This is a genomic window from Chromobacterium sp. W521 (genome assembly GCF_052805975.1).
Genome location: NZ_JBRBAF010000023.1, coordinates 1 through 18,499, shown reverse-complemented (window position 1 = coordinate 18,499; position 18,499 = coordinate 1). Strand labels below are relative to the sequence as shown.

Annotated in this window: 14 protein-coding genes and 1 pseudogene; 4 read left to right on the top strand and 11 right to left on the bottom strand. The window is 56.7% G+C overall.

Annotated elements, in window-relative coordinates; genetic code table 11:
• Window positions 1–60: 60 nt before the first annotated feature.
• A complete protein-coding gene (locus ACUXV1_RS22605; RefSeq protein WP_446016710.1) occupies window positions 61–1,065 on the bottom strand; it encodes a TRAP transporter substrate-binding protein in 1,005 nt (334 codons plus the stop codon).
• A gap of 249 nt (window positions 1,066–1,314) precedes the next feature.
• Between ACUXV1_RS22605 and ACUXV1_RS22600 the strand changes: the two genes are divergently transcribed.
• The 3 genes from ACUXV1_RS22600 to ACUXV1_RS22590 all read left to right on the top strand — a co-directional run bounded on the left by ACUXV1_RS22600 (window position 1,315) and on the right by ACUXV1_RS22590 (window position 4,718).
• Window positions 1,315–3,561, top strand: coding sequence for a PAS domain S-box protein (locus ACUXV1_RS22600; RefSeq protein ID WP_446016712.1), 2,247 nt, complete (start codon window positions 1,315–1,317; stop codon window positions 3,559–3,561).
• Window positions 3,562–3,710: 149 nt separating this feature from the next.
• Window positions 3,711–4,043 (top strand): hypothetical protein, encoded by a 333-nt coding sequence (locus tag ACUXV1_RS22595; RefSeq protein WP_081556963.1) that lies wholly within the window; start codon window positions 3,711–3,713, stop codon window positions 4,041–4,043.
• 168 nt (window positions 4,044–4,211) lie between these two features.
• Window positions 4,212–4,718, top strand: coding sequence for a DUF1993 domain-containing protein (locus ACUXV1_RS22590; RefSeq protein ID WP_446016714.1), 507 nt, complete (start codon window positions 4,212–4,214; stop codon window positions 4,716–4,718).
• Between the two features lie 12 nt (window positions 4,719–4,730).
• On the opposite strand, the gene nadB is transcribed toward ACUXV1_RS22590, so the two are convergent.
• Both nadB and ACUXV1_RS22580 read right to left on the bottom strand, forming a co-directional pair.
• A complete protein-coding gene (nadB, locus tag ACUXV1_RS22585; protein WP_446016716.1) occupies window positions 4,731–6,323 on the bottom strand; it encodes an L-aspartate oxidase in 1,593 nt (530 codons plus the stop codon).
• A gap of 298 nt (window positions 6,324–6,621) precedes the next feature.
• On the bottom strand, window positions 6,622–6,834 hold the full coding sequence (locus tag ACUXV1_RS22580) for a hypothetical protein (protein ID WP_194427034.1): 213 nt from the start codon (window positions 6,832–6,834) through the stop codon (window positions 6,622–6,624).
• Between the two features lie 487 nt (window positions 6,835–7,321).
• Here ACUXV1_RS22580 and ACUXV1_RS22575 point away from each other — a divergent pair, with 487 nt between their 5' ends.
• The gene (locus ACUXV1_RS22575; RefSeq protein ID WP_446016718.1) at window positions 7,322–7,651 is read left to right on the top strand and encodes a hypothetical protein; all 330 of its coding nucleotides are present in this window, start codon (window positions 7,322–7,324) and stop codon (window positions 7,649–7,651) included.
• A gap of 642 nt (window positions 7,652–8,293) precedes the next feature.
• On the opposite strand, the gene ACUXV1_RS22570 is transcribed toward ACUXV1_RS22575, so the two are convergent.
• The 8 genes and pseudogenes from ACUXV1_RS22570 to ACUXV1_RS22535 all read right to left on the bottom strand — a co-directional run.
• A complete protein-coding gene (locus tag ACUXV1_RS22570) occupies window positions 8,294–8,920 on the bottom strand; it encodes a hypothetical protein (protein WP_446016720.1) in 627 nt (208 codons plus the stop codon).
• Between the two features lie 70 nt (window positions 8,921–8,990).
• Window positions 8,991–9,362: a hypothetical protein gene (locus ACUXV1_RS22565; protein ID WP_446016721.1), complete on the bottom strand. Its 372-nt coding sequence runs from the start codon at window positions 9,360–9,362 to the stop codon at window positions 8,991–8,993.
• Between the two features lie 101 nt (window positions 9,363–9,463).
• Window positions 9,464–10,195, bottom strand: coding sequence for a hypothetical protein (locus ACUXV1_RS22560; protein WP_446016723.1), 732 nt, complete (start codon window positions 10,193–10,195; stop codon window positions 9,464–9,466).
• Window positions 10,196–10,469: 274 nt separating this feature from the next.
• Complete coding sequence (locus tag ACUXV1_RS22555) at window positions 10,470–10,958, bottom strand: hypothetical protein (protein ID WP_446016724.1); 489 nt, start codon at window positions 10,956–10,958, stop codon at window positions 10,470–10,472.
• Between the two features lie 247 nt (window positions 10,959–11,205).
• Window positions 11,206–11,424: pseudogene (locus tag ACUXV1_RS22550) on the bottom strand (RHS repeat-associated core domain-containing protein); the annotation flags it as partial.
• 270 nt (window positions 11,425–11,694) lie between these two features.
• Window positions 11,695–11,988, bottom strand: coding sequence for a DUF6881 domain-containing protein (locus tag ACUXV1_RS22545; protein ID WP_446016726.1), 294 nt, complete (start codon window positions 11,986–11,988; stop codon window positions 11,695–11,697).
• Window positions 11,985–16,571: an RHS repeat-associated core domain-containing protein gene (locus ACUXV1_RS22540; protein ID WP_446016729.1), complete on the bottom strand. Its 4,587-nt coding sequence runs from the start codon at window positions 16,569–16,571 to the stop codon at window positions 11,985–11,987. The genes ACUXV1_RS22545 and ACUXV1_RS22540 overlap by 4 nt, the downstream gene beginning before the upstream one ends.
• Window positions 16,572–16,608: 37 nt before the next feature.
• A partial coding sequence (locus ACUXV1_RS22535; RefSeq protein WP_446016730.1) for a DUF2345 domain-containing protein occupies window positions 16,609–18,499 on the bottom strand: 1,891 nt, incomplete at its 5' end.

The following is an 18,499-nucleotide window of genomic DNA, read 5'->3' as shown; positions in this document are numbered from 1 at the left end:
GACTGTCTCCGCATGGAACAAGAGCATGCCTGGCAGACATGCTCTTGAACCGGGCTGGCTTTATTTGGCCGGGTTGAAACCGGTTTCTTTATAGATCTGGTTTAGCAGATCCTGGCCAATGCGGCCGGCCATCTTGGCGTGAACCGGCGCCAGCGCCTTCTTGAAGGCGCTGCGTTCCTGCGGAGTGGGGGTGTAGATTTGAGTTTTGCCGGAAGCCTTGATGCCGGCCAGCGCGCGCTCGTTTTCCTTCTTGGCGATATCGTTGGCGTAAGTGGACGCATCGCGGATCGCGCTGTCCAGTTGGCCGCGCACATCGGCCGGCAAGCCGTCCCAGAACTTCTTGTTGACGATGACGGCGTAGCCCAGGAAGCCGTGTTGGGTCAGCGTCAGCTGCTTTTGCACCTCATAGGCCTTGCTGGTGTACAGATTGGACGCCTCCAGCTCGGTGCCGTCCACCACGCCAGTCTGCAGCGCCTGGTACACCTCGGAGAAAGCCATCACTTGCGGCAGCGCGCCCAGAGTGCGCATCTCTTCTTCCAGCACCTTGGACGACTGAATGCGAATCTTCAGGCCCTTGAGGTCGGCAGGGGTGCGGATGGGCTTGTTGGCGGAGAAGTTCTTGAAGCCGTTGTCCCAATAAGCCAGGCCTTTGATGCCCTTGCTCTCCAGCTTGCCCAGCAATTGTTTGCCGATGGGGCCGTGCATCACCTTGTTGACCTGATCGTAGTTGTCGAACAGATAGGGCAGGTCGAAGACCTCGAACTCCTTGACCCCCAGCGGGCCGAACTTGGCCAGGCTGGGCGCCAGCATCTGAACCGCGCCCAGTTGCAGCGCTTCCAGTTCTTCCTTGTCCTTGTACAACTGGCTGTTGGGATACACTTGCACCTTGACCTTGCCTTTGGTGCGCTCCTCCGCCAGTTTCTTGAAATATTCAGCGGCTTTGCCCTTGGGCGTGTCCGGGGAGACCACATGGCTGAATTTGATGAGGATTTCGCCGGCGGCATTGGCTGCGCCGGATAAAGCGAACGCGGCGCAGAGGGCCACGGCGGCTGTCTTCAGTTTCATTCTCTATCTCCATCTCACTTGTTTGGTGTTATATGGAATCAATCAACTCATTGGCATTTTATGACCGGCAAAAGAGATTTAGCCGGCGCCATGGCCGATTTTTCCTTATGCGCTGTCCTTGTGGACAGTCTGCTTGTTCCGTGTAAAGTAGAATTTCCTATTTCTTTCAACTATTAGGGACTTCCGCATTAGGGCTTTCCCTAGCATGTCATGCAGATAAAAAATTTATTGTCACGCCGTTCTTCCCGCATGCTCTGGCTCAGCGTCAGCGCCTTGCTATTGGCCCTGCTGCTGGCGCTGGGCAGCTTGTTCTATCTGGTGTACCGCGACTGGCGCGACGAGCAGCAAGACAACCTGATCCAGGAGGTGTTGTGGCTGGAGCAGTCCTTGCGCATGTATCTGGAAGGGCAGCAGGAATGGGCTGAAAACCTGGGCCGGGAGATCGAGAGCGGCAATATCGACAGTCAGCGTTTTGCTCGGCAAGCCGCGTTTTACCTGCGGGGCAACCCGGAACTGCTGAACATCCAGCAGGTAGACCTGGACGGCAAGGTGTTGCGCGACCAGCACGGCACCCGCCGCGACGGCAGCGTGCTGTCCGGCGAAACCTTCGACGCGTTGTGGCGCGCCAACCGATTGTTGCGCCCCAGCTACGGCGCGCCTTATCAGGGCAGTGACGGCAAATATCGTTTCGATCTGGCCGTGCCCATCGTCCACGACGGCAAGGCCCTGGGCGGGCTGCGGCTGTCCTACCAACTGGATTTACTGCTGTTCAACCAAGTGCCGTGGTGGATCGCCTCCAAGAACTACATCAGCATCCAAGACCTGAGCGGCAAAACCCTGGCCAGCAAGTTCGACCCGGCGGAGCGCCCCGGCACCATCTCCCACCAGACCAGCTTCGACCCCCCCGGCTACGGCCTCTACCTGCACGCGGTCAGCTACCGCGCCGGCCTGGGCCTGACCCTGCCGGTGTTGTCCGGCCTGATCGCGCTGCTGCTCAGCGCGCTGCTGTACGCCGCCTGGCGCATCCGCCGTCACGTGCGCGAGCGCGCGCACGCCGAGCAGGCGCTGGCCAAGGAAGTGTCGCTGCGCCAGGCGATAGAAGACTGCATGAAAAGCGGCCTGGTGGCCTTGGAGGACGAAGGGCGCATCGTGCGCGTCAACCGCGCCTTCTGCGACATGCTGGGCTTCAGCGCGGACGAACTGGTGGGCCAGGCGCCGCCCCATCCATTCTGGCCGGCGGACGACCACGAGGCCATGACCGCGGCGATCGCCGCGGTGCGAGACCATCGCCAGCCGGCGCAGGGCTTCGAACTGCGCTTTGCGCGCAAGGACGGCGAATTCATCGAAGTGCGGCTCTACGCCACCCCGCTGGTGGAGGCCGACGGCAGCCAGCGCGGCTGGATCGCCTCCTTGTTCGACATCACCGAACGCAAGCGGCAGCGGCTGGCGCTCAACGCCTCCCACCAGCGCTTTCTCACCGTGCTCAACGGCCTGGTGGCCGGCGTGTGCGTGATGGAAGAAAGCGGCGGCTTGCTGCTGTACGCCAACCCCGCGTTTGCCCGGCTATGGCTGGCGGAAGAACCGCACGGCCCTTGCTGCGTGCTGCTGCCCGGCCTGCAGGACCAGCCAGAACAGGACGAATACGGCCTGGAGTTCACCACCGACGGCGGCGGCAGCTGGTTCCAGATGCACCGCCGCCGCATCGACTGGGTAAACGGCGAATCCGCCTGGCTGGCCATCCTGGCCGACGTGAGCGAAGACAAGGCGCGCGAGGGGCGGGAGCTGGCGCAGCAGGAGCGGCTGCAAAACACCTCGCGGCTGATCGCCATGGGCGAGATGGCCTCCTCGCTGGCGCACGAACTGAACCAGCCGCTGACCGCCATCAACACCTACGCCGCCGGCGTTAGCCGTCGGCTGCCGGCGGAACTGGAACTGCCGGCCGGCGTGCGGGAGGCGATCCAGGAAATCGCCGGGCAGGCCAAGCGCGCCGCCCAGATTGTCAGCAGCATCCGCGCCTTCGTCAAAAAACACGAGCCGCAATTGCAACGCGTGGAGCCGGGGCCGGTGGTGCTGCGCGCCGTCGGCCTGGCGGAAGGCCTGGCCGTCAAGGCCGGGATCAAGCTGCAGGTGGAGCAAGACCCGGCAGGCTGCCTGCTGGACATGGACCCGGTGCTGATTGAGCAAGTGCTGCTCAATCTGATGAAAAACGCCATCGAAGCGATGCAAGAAGCCCAGACCAAGCGGCCCAGGGTCAAGGTGCGCACTTCCATTGGCACCGCCTTCTGGCGGGTGGAAGTGGTGGACAACGGCCCCGGCCTGTCCGAGGCCATGAAAAGCAATCTGTTTACTCCGTTCTACTCCACCAAGCCGGAAGGCATGGGCATAGGCCTGAACATCTGCCGCTCCATCGTGGAATTCCACCGAGGCGAATTCGGCGCCAACAGCACCGTGGCCGGCGGCTGCGCCTTCTGGTTCACCTTGCCGCTGGCTAAGTGAGGCCTTGAATCCGGCTGGGTGGAATGACAAGTGGCTGATGGGTCAGGTGAACGACGGGCGCTTCAATAACTATTGTTTGTCATGAGGCCTGGACCGACACGCGTCGCCCGCCAGCGCCGCGCATCCATTCACTCAGGCAGGAGAGGCTCATGAAAACCACAAGCGCGATGTGTCTATTGGCAGGTTTGCTTGCCGTCTTGACGATGGGGGCCGCCAATGCGGCGATCACTTTCAAGAAAGGCTGGAACGATCCCGACAACAGCGATGTGAAAACCTACACCCAGGCCGAGGCCACCGAATACCTGCGCAATAAAAGCGATTCGCTGAAGGAAATGATCGACAAGCCCGCTTGCCAGCTGAATGTGTCCAAAGGCTGCCATCAGAAGAGTGATCCGCATTTCACCCTGGATGGCATCGGCTCCAAGGCGTCTTGCAAAAATGTTTACGCCGGTTCGAAAAGCATCCACGTCTCCTGCCCGTGAGGCCTTGAGGGTGCGTGAACCCGCTGGGCTCGCCGGTTTCCGGCGGGTCGTGCCGAATGGGCTGTGGCCGGGCTGGCGTCTGTTTCCCGGCGGCGGATTGGCTTATGCTGTGGCGGCGCGCCGGCATGTCCGCCGCGTCCGCCTTTCCTCATCCGACAGGAGCCCGCCATGTCCGTTTCCATGTACCAAGCCTCTGTCCCGGTGCTGATCCGGGGCCTGAACAATCTGTCCGCCATTCTGGACAAGGCCGCCGCCGACGCCGCCGCGCGCAATATCGCGCCGGACGTGCTGCTCAACGCCCGGCTGGCGCCGGACATGTTCGCGCTGACGCGCCAGGTGCAGATCGCCAGCGACAGCGCCAAAGGCTGCGCCGCGCGGCTAGCGGGCGTTGAGGTGCCGAGCTACGCCGACGACGAAGCCAGCTTTGCCGATTTGCAACAGCGCATCGCCAAGACCGTGGCGTTTTTGCAGGGTTTCAACGCCGCCCAGATCGACGGCAGCGAGGCGCGGGAAGTAGTGCTGAAAGTGCGCGGAGATGAAATCCGCTTCAGCGGACAAAACTATCTGCTGGGCTTTGTGCTGCCCAACTTCTACTTCCACCTTACCGCCGCCTACGCCATCCTGCGCCACAACGGTGTGCCGCTGGGCAAGATGGATTACTTGGGCGGCGTGTAGCCGCCCGGGCGATTAGCGCTCAGCGGCCGGCGCCTCCGGCATCAGGATGGTCTCCTGCGCCAGCTCCAGCTTCTCCGGATAGTCGCGGCTGTAATGCAGGCCGCGGCTCTCCTTGCGCAGCAGCGCGGAGCGCACGATCAATTCCGAAGTCTGTACCAGATTGCGCAGCTCAATCAGATCGTTGCTGACGTGGAAATGGCGGTAATACTCGTTGATCTCCTCTGACAGCAGGCGGATGCGGTTTTGCGCCCGCATCAGCCGCTTATTGGTGCGCACTATGCCCACATAGTCCCACATCGCCCGGCGCAGCTCGTCCCAGTTGTGGGAAATCACCACCTCCTCGTCCGGGTCCGTCACCTGGCTGTCGTCCCAGTCCGGGATCTTGGGCAGCTTGATCTCCGGTGCGGCCAGGATGTCCTCCGCCGCCGCCTTGCCTATCACCAGGCATTCCAGCAAGGAGTTGCTGGCCAGCCGGTTAGCCCCGTGCAAGCCGGTGCAGGCCACTTCGCCCACCGCGTACAACGCGTCCACATCGGTGTGACCGGTCAGGTCCGTAACCAGGCCGCCGCAGGTGAAATGCACCGCCGGCACCACCGGGATGGGCTGCTGGGTGATGTCTATGCCCAGCTCCAGACAATGGGCGTAGATATTGGGGAAATGCTCGCGGATGAAATGGGCCGGCTTATAGGAAATGTCCAGGTAGACGCAGTCCAGGCCGTGCTTCTTCATTTCAAAGTCGATGGCGCGCGCCACCACGTCGCGCGGCGCCAGCTCGGCGCGCGGATCGTGCTCCGGCATGAAGCGGGTGCCGTCCGGCAGCTTCAGGACGCCGCCCTCGCCGCGTACCGCCTCCGTGATTAGGAAAGACTTGCTGTGCGGGTGATACAGGCAAGTGGGGTGGAACTGCATGAATTCCATATTCCCCACCCGGCAACCTGCGCGCCAGCCCATGGCGATGCCGTCGCCGGTGGCGGTGTCCGGGTTGGTGGTGTACAGGTAAACCTTGCCGGCGCCGCCGGAGGCCAGAATGGTGTGCTTGGCGGCAATGGTCACCACCTGGTCCGCCTGCTTGTCCAGCGCGTACACCCCGTAAGCGCGGTTGCCCGGCAGGCCCAGCTTGCGGGAGGTGATCAGATCGATGGCGATATGTTCTTCCAGCTCCGTGATATTGGGGTGAGCCTTGATCTTCTGCCCCAACGTGCTGGTCACTGCCGCGCCGGTGGCGTCCGCGGCGTGGATGATGCGGCGGTGGCTGTGGCCGCCCTCGCGGGTCAGGTGATAGCCGGTGCGGTGGGTTTCATCCTTGGTGAAGGGCACGCCCAGCGCAATCAGCCAATCAATGGCCTCCTTGGAATGCTCGACGATGAAGCGCGCGGTCTCCTCGTTGCACAGTCCGGCGCCGGCAATCAGGGTATCGCGGATGTGTTCCTCCACCGAATCCTCGGTGTCCAGCACCGCGGCGATGCCGCCCTGGGCGTAAGTGGAGCTGCCCTCCAGCAAATCGCGCTTCGTAATCAGGCCCACCTTGCGGCTTTCCGCCAGGTGCAAGGCCAAGGTCATCCCGGCCAGACCGCTGCCGATGATCAGAACATCAAACTTGAGCATGATGAAATCCTGCAGGACGCAGAGTCGAAATGGATAGGCAGCGTAGCAGACTTCATGCTGGTGTGACAGATGGGGGAGGGGGGCGGGCACAGCTCAAGTGGAGTGTGCTTGTGGGAGTTGATTACGTCGAAGCGGTCAGCACTTGTCGTGCAGGCTAGGTGCTTTTTCTAGCCCTGAAGATGGGGGCTCGTTTGCCGCACAAGGAAGGGTTTTCCACATCTAGCCCCATGTCTGGTAGGTCGTCTTTCCTTGTGGGCATGAGGTGACATTGCCAACGATCGAGTATCAAAAGAACGACTTACTGATTCTCTATTATTTTGTTTTGGTTTTCTTCGGATAGCCAGTTCCAAATGATCTTATAGTATGCCTCGTGAATTTCTGAGTAGTTTTCCTCGCCAAATTTATAAAAATTTTCCAAAGAGTAATTGTCTGGCTGATGAAATAATTCGTGAATTTTTTCAACTAATGCAAATACTCTCAAGACTTCATCTTGATTAAGTGGCTTTGTCATGTCTTTTGACCTCCATTTGATTAAGTGGCTTTGTCATGTCTTTTGACCTCCATTGAGTGCTAGGGGCCGCGTTGGTCTGAGTGATAGTAGTGCACCGTTGCGGCTTTGTGCAGTAGGCCGGAGTCCGAACGGTTGGCCTCATGTTGCTTGCTATACAGCACGTTGATGGCACGCATGGATTCGGCATCGGCCAAGGAGGTGCCGCAGAAGGCGACAGCGTCTTGCCTCCCGACCCCAAGCACGTGATAATCCGACCGTGCTGTGCATCAGCACCGGAATTAGCGTTCCGAACACTATGGCGGACAGCCGCACATGCGGCATCTCATGTCTGGACACACTATTGATGCGTCTACTCTCAGGCGGGTCATGGTGGGAGCGTGCTTGCACGCGCCGGTTCCATAGTGCCGGTAACGCTAATCCTGCCATGTTCCCGCCGCCCCGGTTAGCGTCGGACGGTGGGTTTCATCGCTCACTATTGGAGGCTCCCATGCCTAGCGCCACCTTCTCTCCGTCTCCTCATATCCCGTCACTGCCAACCTTGCTGTCCCAGCTGAAAAGCTTGCGTCGGCAAAATGCTTCACTGCAGCCGATTGACCCGCTGTTGCAACAGCTCGACGAATACGGAGAGCATTTCAATCACAGCGCCCAACTGATCTGCCTGGAACTCGGCCAGGTCAGCAGCGCTTTGAGCGCGTTGGCGGCCATGTTGGATCAATCCATTTTAGAAACGCTGGAGTGCGAGCAGGTGTATTGCTTGCTGGAACCCTTCGCCCGCCGTTTGCAACAGACCACGATGCAAATGCAGGAACTGGCTTAACTCTCCTAAACGACCAAAGCCCCGGGCGGGGCTTTGGGCTGGCTGCGGCTTGGGTTCGATTCGGTGTTGTTGCATTAGTCGGCAACAGTGCTAGTTTGCTTTTTGCGCTAGCGGATTGATATCGCCGCTAGGATTCTCTGTGCTTGATTCCAGGACTTGCAGTCCATTTCTTCCAGCTTCCCTATAAATTTCTACGCATTTGTAGCACATTGGCTTTAATGTTTCCAATATATTGTTTAATGCATTTTCGTCTTCTATTTTGACTTGAAGGGAGTGAAAGGTCATGCCGTATATGGTTTCCCCCTCGATGACCACGAGGGGGAATTCGATTTCTTCAAAAACAATGCCTGAGTATAGTGTTTTTTCGAGTGTATTTTTTTATGGCGTTGGCTGCTCTATTACTGACGCTTTCAGTGCCTGACCAGCCGTGTTGTGCACAGTTCAGAAGCGGCATGTTTTATTCATTTTAAACTTTAGGCTTTTTGTGATTGTGACTTATGCCTAGTCTTTGGAGAGGAGCTTTTGCCTTCTTTATTGGAGGGCGGCTTGACATGTTTTCTATCTTGTAGCCACGGTTATTGTTGGAGGGCTGTGTTTTAGGTGTGGCTGTTGAGCTTATGGATTGGATGAGCGTTGTTAAAATTAGTACTTGATGAGCTTTGAGTTATTGTCAATTGCCGTGATTTTGAATTTTCCATCGGCAAGGATTTTTAATTCTTTAAAAAAGAAGTCAAGATCATTGGCAAATACATCAAAAGCGCCATGGCCATATTCCCCTGATATTTTTGCTATGCAAATATAGTGGCACGAGTTTGTAAGTGGCTCGTAGGTGTCGCTATTAATGCTTAGTGTTGGGTCGTCTAAAAAAATGGTAAGGCCTGGTTTTGTTGGGGGAGAAACTTTGCGATGACGAGATAATATTTCGTATTTTTTAAAATCGGTTTTGTATTTTTGGTGTTCTTTATATAGCTTCTCAAATTTCCCATTGTTATCTCGGAATAGAAATTGGGGGGCATAGACGATTGATGTGTCTTGTGGAGGGCAAAGCTCATTTTGTATGTTTAAGAAATAACAATTTGCAATCATGGATTTGATGAAGGCGTGGCCTTCTTTACTCTGATTAAATCCAATATTACCGTTTTTATTTTTAGCCATGACCAAGGAGAATTCAGCCGTCTCTGGTGCGCAGATGTTATCAATTCTAGTGCTGGAAAGTTTTTTGAATTGATGGAATTGAGCTTTGTGATAAAGGATCGTATTTTCTGTCATCTTTAATCCTAGGGTAGTACGATTTGCTCGTTGCGTAGCTAGGGACGATAGAGAAGTAATGCACAGCACTCTAGCAATTTAGCGTGGTCAATCTCACCAGTTTTTGCGATGACGTCGCCCCGGCGGGGGGCGTGGCTTGGGTTTTAAATCGAAAACTCACGTCATTGCCCATGATCTGCAAGCCTGTTATTTCCACTCTATCCAGTTTTTGTAGTGTGCCGGTCAAGTAAAAACTGTGCTCTTGTATTTCACTTTTCAATCGGTTGATGTCGGCAAAAAGTTGATTGTTTGCTGCGTGCTCAAATGCGTTGAATAGGTTTTTGTACAATGAGAAATGCGGGCTTGGTGTGAGGGCTCCCAGTATGAACCTCCCATCGAGGGATGTCGTGATAATGCTGCCGATTAAATTCCCGCTTTGGTCATGCAAATTAAAGCTTGTCATTGCAGGTGTCTTGTTGAATTGATTTGAGTTCTAAAGATAAATGCCTGTTTCTACTTGTTAAGGTCGGGCTGAGGTGTGAAAATCCATTGTGTTAAATTAAGCTATATGAATGTGATTATTTTTTTATATTCTTCAAAGGCCTTTGAGTTGATGTCTTTGAGTTCTTGTTCGCCTTCGACGGCTAAAAAGGTTTTTAATGCACTGAACTCATTTTCGCTTAAGTGTTCCATCCATTGGATAAGAAAATCCAACTGGGTATCATTGTTTGTTAAGTAGTTGAAGGCGCTGAAGAGAGAGTCGGGTACCTCAGATATTATTTTTTTTAAATAACTGTCCCATGGTGTTTCTGAGGCGTTCCATATGTCTTTAATGGTACTCCAATCTAACGGTGGAGGTGTTGTGGTTGTTAGTCCTAACGATTCTACTTTTTCTATTGTGTTAAAAAGAGAGTCACTGATTGCTTGTGTTAGGTTCGTGGTGTTGAGCCAATAGATATGGGCGCAAATGCTGATTAGAGTATTCTCAGCGGTTCTTCTGTGTTCGTTTTCATTGTCAATAATGTTTTTTAAAATATATGCTTTTGATATCGCTGCTTTGTCGTTGATGTTATTTTCTAATTCAGATGTGAATTTATTTTCAATAAAATCAATTTGTTTTTTTGAAAAATCGACATCGTCGAAATAGTCTTCGCCACCCTCCATGATGAGTGGGGTTATATTCCGTGCTATTTTCTGTATTGCCTCAGCAGTGTGCGTGCTTTGGCTGTTAAATATGTGTTGATTGAAGCAGTCTGAGCTTATGAGAAAAATAAGTTCGTATATGCTGTATGTCATATTGTGCCTGCTGGCTTTGTCAGGTGCTCGGTGTGGTAGTAGTTCCCTGCTGTGGGTTCGCTGGGTTTCACGCGGGTTTGCTTTGCATGCCTAGACCTGAGGCGCAGGGAGGCAATTTTCAAGAAATATCTATTGCTGCAGGTGGTGTCTACATGTGTTTCTAGCTTAGAGCTAATAACTATTTTAGCCGGTACTTTTAAGGTAAGTAGAAGAGTGGTTTAGCTCTTAATTTTTCTGAGTTCTTTTGATAGGTTTTATTTGTTCAGTGTGGCAGTTAAAATTCAAAATTTTCATCTAAAAAATAATCAACTCTGCTCCTGTCTGTGTCAATTATCTCTATAATGTCTTTTGCGCATTCTTTTTCGCCATTGATTAGCTCGTGGTATAAAACGAAAATCCCTTCTCTCGCACTTTTTATACATTTTTCCGTTAAATTGATATTTCCTTGTTTTATTTCGTCTTCATGCGGGGCTCCTGTAATAATTTGATATAACAGATCAAGTTGGCTAATTTTTATGTATCGGGCTTTATTTTCAAATAACGCAGCGATAATAACAGGGGCTACAAATTCAGCGGCTTGAAAAAGCTGGCCTTGAACAACTATTCTGTTTTCAAGTTGCCAGTATATGTTTTCGGCTTCTTCTGCGGATGTACAGTTAAGCAAGTTTAGTAAAGCGAATTCAATGTTTGTGGCGTTGCCGTCGATCTCTCTTAGACTAGACCATGGAATTCTTTTGATTTCCATCTCGACGAGAGTTTTCATTTGCTCCAAGCTCCATTAGGGGCAAAATTTACATCTTCAGGAAATTGAGATTTGTTATATTTTGACTGGCATCGAACACATACGGGTATGCGAGTCCACTCCAACTCTCCAGTGGTTTTATTCCTTCCCCACCCATAGGCGTTACTCATGTTTGAGTCATCTCCCAATTGCCTGCTTACATCGTCTTATGCACAACCCATCGGATTACTTGATCGGCCAGCTGTAACTTGATCATCTTTATGTCCTCCTATGTATTTTGCATGCTTACGGCCGTACTTTTCCCCGCATCATCTCTTGCCTTGTCCGCGGCAACTGCAGCCGAATTAGGTTGGGACTTACGGTTTAAGCCTAGCGGGTCTGTCCATAATATTGGATTCTCTGTGTACGTATGTAAATTTAGTCCGCCCATCAACCCAATTGGGTCCCGCGAAATAAAGCGTCCAATTTCTGGGTCATAGTAGCGATAACGGTTGTAGTGTAGCCCGGACTCTTCATTCTGGTACTGGCCGCTGGAAGCGGAAGGGGTTGCGGATGCCGGCCTTGTTGGCGGTGTCGGCGATGATTTCGCGCGCTTGCCCCCAGGCCTAGTAGTCCATTTCCAGCGCCAGCGCGCCTTGTTCGTCGGCCAGCGCTAGCGGTCGGCGAGGGCTGCTGGGGTAGGGATACCGAAGCAGAGAGGGTTATCTTACAGGTACGGAGATGCTTTTATGTATGATCAGTTTTCATTTTGCAGCTATTATTTTTTATTATATTGAGAAATTGCAGAATTCCAAGCATTTTCGAATTCAATTTTTGTTATTTCTACGGCAATAAACTCATCTTCCTGGTTTATCTCCTCGATTGTTGGTATTTGCTGATCAGCAAGTATAGATGCTCCAAATTCACCGGCTTCAGATGCATAGCCAATGACTTGGCCGTCTTTCATGATTTCAATTTTTCTGATTTCATAAGAGGAGTCGTCAATCTCTTGGTAAATGATTGATGGCTCTTCTTTATGGTGGTGATTCCATATTACTTTTAAATGCTTCATTGGCACCCCTCATTTTTCCCATGATTAACAACGCGGCCTTTGATATCTAATGGTTTATCGTTGGGTATGACATATACACCATCTCTTCCTTTTTGGACATTTAGTCCGGTGGTGTCTATCGCTATATAGTTGCTCGTTTTTTTGCCGAGATATCCAACGCCGTAGAACTGTCTTGAAAGTTGGTTGTTTGTTTTGGAGCCTGGTTTAATATCCGTTAAATACTGTCCGTCGCCGTATCTGGCATCCTTAGGGTTATTTGCCTTCAAGGATGGGTTTAGTTGCTGGCTTGTAAGAATTCCAGCTGCACCTGTGTCACTAGTGTAATGGTATAGAACATTATCTCCATGTGCACATTTGCATTTGCATTGCTCAGGAAGGTTTGAGGATTTTTGATTCTTTGCCGATGAAGCAGGTTTCTTTGCTAGGCCTAATGGGTCAAGCCAACTTATTGGATTTGGCGCATAACTGTGGATATTAATCCCACCCATCAACCCAATCGGATCCCGCGAAATAAAGCGCCCAATCTCCGGATCATAATAGCGATGGCGGTTGTAGTGTAGCCCGGACTCTTCATCCTGGTACTGGCCCTGGAAACGGAAGGGGTTGCGGATGCCGGCCTTGTTGGCGGCGTCGGCGATGATTTCGCGCGCTTGCCCCCAGGCTTGGTAGTCCATCTCCAGCGCTAGCGCGCCTTGTTCGTCGGTCAGCGCCTGCGGGGTGCCCAGGTGGTCGGTATGGTAGTAGTACACCGCAGTCGGTTCGCTGGGTTCCGGCGCCGGTTTGCGCAGCGGGTCCAGGTCCGAGTCATAGGGGCGGTGCTGGCTCCAGCGCGGCACTTTGACGCCGCGCACGGCTTCGGTGTGGACTTGGGCCAGCGGCACGAAGCTGTCCGGTTCAAACAGATAGTGCACCGCTTGTTCGTCGCGGGTTTCAAAGGCCAGCACGTCGCCGTCCCAGCCATAAAGCGTGGTCTGGCCGGCCTGGGTTTTGGCGATGCGGCGGCCCAGCGGGTCGTAGTGGTAGTCGGTGCGTTGGCCGTCCGGCGCGGTCAGGCGGGACAGGCGGTTGTGGCTGTCCCACTCCAGCTTGGTGAGCGCGCCGTTGACGCGTTTTTCCACCAGGTTGCCGCGGCTGTCGTAGCGGTAATGGCGGCCGGCGTACTGGCTGAGCAGGTTGCCCAGCAGGCTGTTGTCCTGGCGGCCGTCGGCGCCCGGGGGGTTGTCCAGCAGGTTGCCGGCCGGGTCGAAGCGGAAGCTTTCCACGCCCTTGGGGGTGGCGGCTTCCAGCAGGCGGCCCACCGGGTCGTAGCGGTAGTTGAGCTGGCCGGCACGGCTGTCGGCGATGCCGGTGAGCTGGCCGGCGGCGTCGTACTGGTATTGGCGGTTCCACTGGGTAGAGCCCATCAGCCGCTGGCTGGCCAGGCGGCCGGCCTTGTCGTAGGCCAGGGTCTGTTGCAAGGCATTGCCCAGCACGCGCTGGGTTTCGCGGTGCAGCTTGTCGCGCTCCAGGTTGATGATGTCGCGCTGGCCGAACAGCAGGCCGTGCACGTGGCCGCTGCCGTAGCTGAGGATGTCCACGCGGCGGCCGTCAGGACGCACGGTGGCAATGCGGTTGCCCAGCGGGTCGTGTTCATGTTGCCAGCGGTAGGTTTCCTTGACGCCGGCCACGCTATAGCCGTGGTGTTCTTCTATTACATTGCCCACCGGATCGTAAATCCAGCGCAGGCTGGCGTAGCGGTTCTTGGCCTGGTATAGCCTGCCGGCGGGGTCGTAGCCAAAGCTTTCCAGGCTGCCGGGCGCGCTGCGCTCGATCAGGCGGCCGGCGCGGTCGTAGCGATAAAGGGTGGCGACATCGCCTTCCTGTTGTTTTTCCAGCTGGCCGGCAGAGTTGTAGTGGTAGCGGGTGGCGCTGCCGTCAAATCCGGTTTCCGAAATCAGCTGGCCGCCGGCATCGTATTCAAACAAATACTGGCGGTGGTTTTCATTGCGCAGCGCGGTCAGCCGGCCCAGCTTGTCGTATTTGTAGGCCAGGCTATGGCCGTTGGCGTCGGTGCGGGTTTGCAGCCGGCCGGCTTTGTCGTAGTCGTAATGGGTGGCGCGGCCCAGCGGGTCGGTGAGTTTGAGCAGGCGCGCCTCGGCGTCGTGTTCCAGTTGGGTGGCTTGGCCGTCTGGCTGGACGATGGCTTGCAGGGTGCCGTTGGCCGCGTATTGGTAGCGGGTGGCGTTGCCCATCGCGTCTACGATCAACTGCGCGCGGCCGCGTTCGTCGTACTGCCATTGGGTGGCGCTGCCGGAGCAGTCGGTGTAGCTCTGCAGCAGGCCGTCCGGACGGTAGGTAATTTGCTTCTTGCCGCCCTTGGCATCGGTGATGGCCACCGGCAGGCCCTGTTCGTTGTAGGCGTACTTGGTCTTGTGGCCCAGCGGGTCGGTTTCCTCGATCAACTGGCCTTTGTCGTCGTAGGCGCGCAGCCATTTTTCGCCGAGCGGATCGGTGATCTCCACCAGATTGTCCTGGGCGTCGTAGGCGAAGGCCACTTCACTGCCGTCGCGGCGCTCGTGCAGCACCATATTGCCCTTGTCATCGTACTCGTAGCTGTCTTGCGAACCGTCCGGGTGGATGTGGCTGACCAGCTGTTTTTTGGCGTCGTAGTTGAGCCACTCTTCCTTGTGGTCCGGGAAAATGGTGCGGTAGGGATAACCGGCTTCGTCGAAGTAGTATTCGGTGGTGCGGCCGTAGGCGTCGGTGACGTAGGTGAGGTCGATGTTGTTGTCCCAGGCCAGGCGGATGTCCAGGCTGCCGTCGTCGGCGTATTCGCGCACGGCGCGGGCGTCGGGGCCGTCGCCCTCCCATTCCAGGGTGATGCCGCGGTTGGTGCGGTCGGTGTAGCGGGTGATCAGGTGGCGGTGGTATTGGTAGTTCCAGCTTTGGCCGTTCTCGTCGCTAGCGGCCAGCAGATCGCCTGCGTCGCCGGCCAGCGCCGTGATATCGCTGTACTGGTATTGCGCCAGCGTGCGCAGCGGAAGGCCGGTTTCCGGGTCTTGCAGGCTGACGCGGCTGACGCGGCCATGGCTGTCATGCGCCAAATCCACCACATAGCCGGCGCTGCTGACCAACTGGCTGAGCCGGCCGTCGCGAAAGTTCATCGCGATGCTGTTGCCTGCGCGGTCCTTGATCAGCGCCAGAAGGTATTGTTGACCGTGCCGTTCGTAGAGCTGCACCAAATCGTGGCCGAAGCTGAGCGAGAGCAGGGTGTCGGACAGCGTGGTCAGGGTGTGGCCTTCTAGTTCATCCTTCAGGGATTCGCCCACCGGCGGCAGCGTGTATTCCAGCTCGCGGCCCACATCATCGTAGTATTTGAGCGCGTCGCCGTCGCGTTCAAAGCGCATGCAGTAAGGCATAGCCCAACGCGCGCCCAGCGGGCCGGCGGCATCATTGGCGGCAAAGTCTGATCGGTAAACACGGTCCCATTGTATTGGCAGCACTCCGGGCAGGCTGAAATCGTTGTGGGTCAACGTTTCCACGCCGTTGAGGTAGTTGATGGAATGCTGGGAGCTGCAATTGCATTTACCTCCCTTTCCCCCTCCCTTGAAGCGGCCCATTACCTCCTTGGGCATTTGCTGCACCTTCTTGCTCACCTTGCTGAGGCCCTGCTTGACCGCGGTGCTCTTGGAGGCGATGTGGTCGATGAAGGCTTGACGCAGCTTGGCCAGCATCGGTTTCAGCTTCTCCGCCAGCATTTTTTCCAGCTTGGCCTTGAGTTCGCCGGCCCATTTTGCCAGTGACAGGCCAATGGAGCGCATTTGCGCGCGCAGGGCAGGGGATTTGCCGGTGAGTTTGTCCACTGCATGGGCGGCTGTGACGGCCATGCCGGCCACCGCCTGTTTCTTGGCGCCATCGGCGGCTTTGTTCAGCGCGTCCATATGGGCGGCTATGGTGCCCCAGAAGCCGGAGTTGGTTTTTTCCAGGTTGTAGGCGACGGGCTTGGCCGAGGTGTGCTTGGCGGCGAACTGGCCGAACTTGCCGTCGCCGACGCTGATCAGCAGGTCCGCCAGTTCTTTCAGGTATTTGGCGCCTTCCGCGCTGCATTTCTGCAGATTGCTGTCGATATGTGATTCCACATAGTCCACCCACTTGGCCGGAGTGTTGCGGAAACGATCTGGCAGCAGGGTGATCAATTGCCCCACTAGCGCGCCTTCAATCGCATCTTTGGCAATGTCCTTGCCGGCGCGGCGCAGGCTGGTGGCGCACAGCTTCAGCGTGGGCCGGGTACTGAGCTTGAACATGCTGCCGGCGGCCGGCACCACGCCTATCAGGTCCACGCCCAGGAACATCCAGTCAAAGATGTCCACTTCCTGGCGCTTGCGGCTTTTCTCGCTCATGTCCATGACGTCCACCACGACGTCGCCGACCGAGATCAGGTTGCCCACCACCGGAATGGCGGTGCCCAAGGTCTTCAGCGATTCAACCGTCAGGTAACCGCCGCTGATGTCTTGCAGCCATTTATCAAAAGACTGGCCGGTTTGGGCCAGCGCTTTGGCCGCGTTGGCCGGGGTTGCATCGAGAACAGCGACAGGTGCGGTCATGACAATTCAACTCTGAAAATATCGATAATGGGGCTGATTAAACTTTGAGCAGACCGGGTAGGCTAGGCAGCTTGGGCAGCATGCCGCCGGCGCGTTCGGCCAGCGCGGGGATTGCGCTTTGCGGATTGCGCGCCAAGGCCAGCGCCTGCTGCGCCTGCGCGGCCATGGCTTGCGCCTGGCCCAAGGTGTTTTGCAGCTGCGGGCTGACTTTACCTAGCGTGCTGCCCAGTTGCTGCATCGCCTGCTGTTTGACGGCCTCGCCGGTCTGCTGCAGCGCCACTTCCGGCTGAGGCACAAAGGGGAAGATGTCAGCCTTGTCTTTGTGCGGACGGCCCAGGAATTGCACTTGCGCCGGCCCGGTGGGCAGGCCGTTGACCATGGCCTTGCCGGCCTCGTCCAGCACGCCGTGGTGTTTGACGCCCAGCGCGTCGGTGACCACGAATTTGCCCTGGTCCATGGAGTAGCCATTGGCGAACTCATGGATCACTTGCAGATTGCCCATGCCCGGCTTGTTGAAGGTGGGCGTGGGGGTGCTGAGGCTGGCCGGGCCGCTCAGTTTGTGGCTGGCACCCTTGACGCTGACTTCGCCCGGGCAGTGCACTTCGATATTGCCGCCCTTGAGGCGGATATAGCCGCCGCCGCTGGTGAGCAGGATTTCCTGGCCGGCGGCGATTTCCACCTTGCCCTTGCAGGCTGTGACGGTCACATCCTTGTCCGCGGTCACCTCAATGCTGTCGCTCTGTGCTTGAACCTGCACCTTGCCCTTGGCGGCAATCAGCTTCAGCGCCACCTTGTCCTTCACCCCGGCCACGAACAGGCTGATGTGCTGGCCCACATTGTGAATCCAGCGCCGGCCGCTGGTCTGGTTGGTATCGCGCTGCGCCACCAGGTCCAGGTTGGTACCGGCCGCCACGGTCTGGCTTTGCTGGCTCAGGCTGGCGATGCCAGCGGGGGCGGACAGCACGATTAACGGCTGCTGGCCGGCCTGGTCTTTCGCGGTCTTGCCGTCTTTGTCGGTGTTGCTGCCCGCCTCCCAGGCTTTCAGGGCGGCGGCCTGGTGTTGCAGGTGGCCTTCGGTTTTCTTGGCGGCTTTGGTGTTGTCCGCGCCGATTTCTTCCGGCCCGGTTTCCATGGTGTCCGCCTGCTGGCCAGTGGCGGTGTCGCCCAGGCTTTGACTCAGGCTCAAGGCCGCGTCCAGCTGGCTTTGCGCCTGTTCGCGCGCCAGCTGTTTGCCGGACGCGCCGTTCTGCGCTTCGGTGCTCAGCAGCAGGCCGTGGCCGGCGCGGATGGCGCCGTGCTGGTCGGTTCTGAGTTCGAAGCCATCGCCGCGCGGCTCGGCCTTGCCGTTGCTGCGCGGGTGGGTGAGGAAGCCCTGGTTGAGTTGGGTTTTGCCCGGCTCGCTCGATAGTTTTGCGCGCACTTCACCGGGGGTGTCGTCGAACAGCAGTTCGTTGTACTGGCCGCCCTGGTGTTCTTTGGATTTGATGCCGGACAGGGTTTTATTCGCCGGCAGCGCGCCGGCGCCGCTGAAGTCCGGCGTCGGGTGGCTGCCGTTGTAGAGCACGCCGGTGATCACCGGGCGGTCGATGTCGCCTTCGATGAAGTCGACCAGCACTTCCTGGCCGATGCGCGGGATGAATTGGTGGCCCCAGCCGGCGCCGGCGCTGGGCATCGCCACCCGCAGCCAGCAGGAGGATGTGTCGTCCAGGTTGGCGCCGATGCTCGGGTGTTCGTCCGGCCGTTGCCAGTGGAATTGCACCTTGATGCGGCCGTGCTGGTCGGTGTGCACCTCTTCACCCTGGGGGCCAACCACGGTGGCGGTCTGCACGCCGCGGGACTTGGGCTTGGCCAGCTCGGTGTGGGCGTAGGCTGGGGTCAGCGGCACGCCGCGGCGCTGGGCGTCGAACTCGGCGCGGAAGGGTTGGGCA

Coding starts and splice junctions, on each gene's coding strand:
- ACUXV1_RS22605 (WP_446016710.1), bottom strand. CDS start 1,065: ATGAAACTGAAGACAGCCGCCGTGGCCCTCTGCGCCGCGTTCGCTTTA.
- ACUXV1_RS22600 (WP_446016712.1), top strand. CDS start 1,315: ATGCTCTGGCTCAGCGTCAGCGCCTTGCTATTGGCCCTGCTGCTGGCG.
- ACUXV1_RS22595 (WP_081556963.1), top strand. CDS start 3,711: ATGAAAACCACAAGCGCGATGTGTCTATTGGCAGGTTTGCTTGCCGTC.
- ACUXV1_RS22590 (WP_446016714.1), top strand. CDS start 4,212: ATGTCCGTTTCCATGTACCAAGCCTCTGTCCCGGTGCTGATCCGGGGC.
- nadB (WP_446016716.1), bottom strand. CDS start 6,323: ATGCTCAAGTTTGATGTTCTGATCATCGGCAGCGGTCTGGCCGGGATG.
- ACUXV1_RS22580 (WP_194427034.1), bottom strand. CDS start 6,834: ATGACAAAGCCACTTAATCAAGATGAAGTCTTGAGAGTATTTGCATTA.
- ACUXV1_RS22575 (WP_446016718.1), top strand. CDS start 7,322: ATGCCTAGCGCCACCTTCTCTCCGTCTCCTCATATCCCGTCACTGCCA.
- ACUXV1_RS22570 (WP_446016720.1), bottom strand. CDS start 8,920: ATGACAGAAAATACGATCCTTTATCACAAAGCTCAATTCCATCAATTC.
- ACUXV1_RS22565 (WP_446016721.1), bottom strand. CDS start 9,362: ATGACAAGCTTTAATTTGCATGACCAAAGCGGGAATTTAATCGGCAGC.
- ACUXV1_RS22560 (WP_446016723.1), bottom strand. CDS start 10,195: ATGACATACAGCATATACGAACTTATTTTTCTCATAAGCTCAGACTGC.
- ACUXV1_RS22555 (WP_446016724.1), bottom strand. CDS start 10,958: ATGAAAACTCTCGTCGAGATGGAAATCAAAAGAATTCCATGGTCTAGT.
- ACUXV1_RS22545 (WP_446016726.1), bottom strand. CDS start 11,988: ATGAAGCATTTAAAAGTAATATGGAATCACCACCATAAAGAAGAGCCA.
- ACUXV1_RS22540 (WP_446016729.1), bottom strand. CDS start 16,571: ATGACCGCACCTGTCGCTGTTCTCGATGCAACCCCGGCCAACGCGGCC.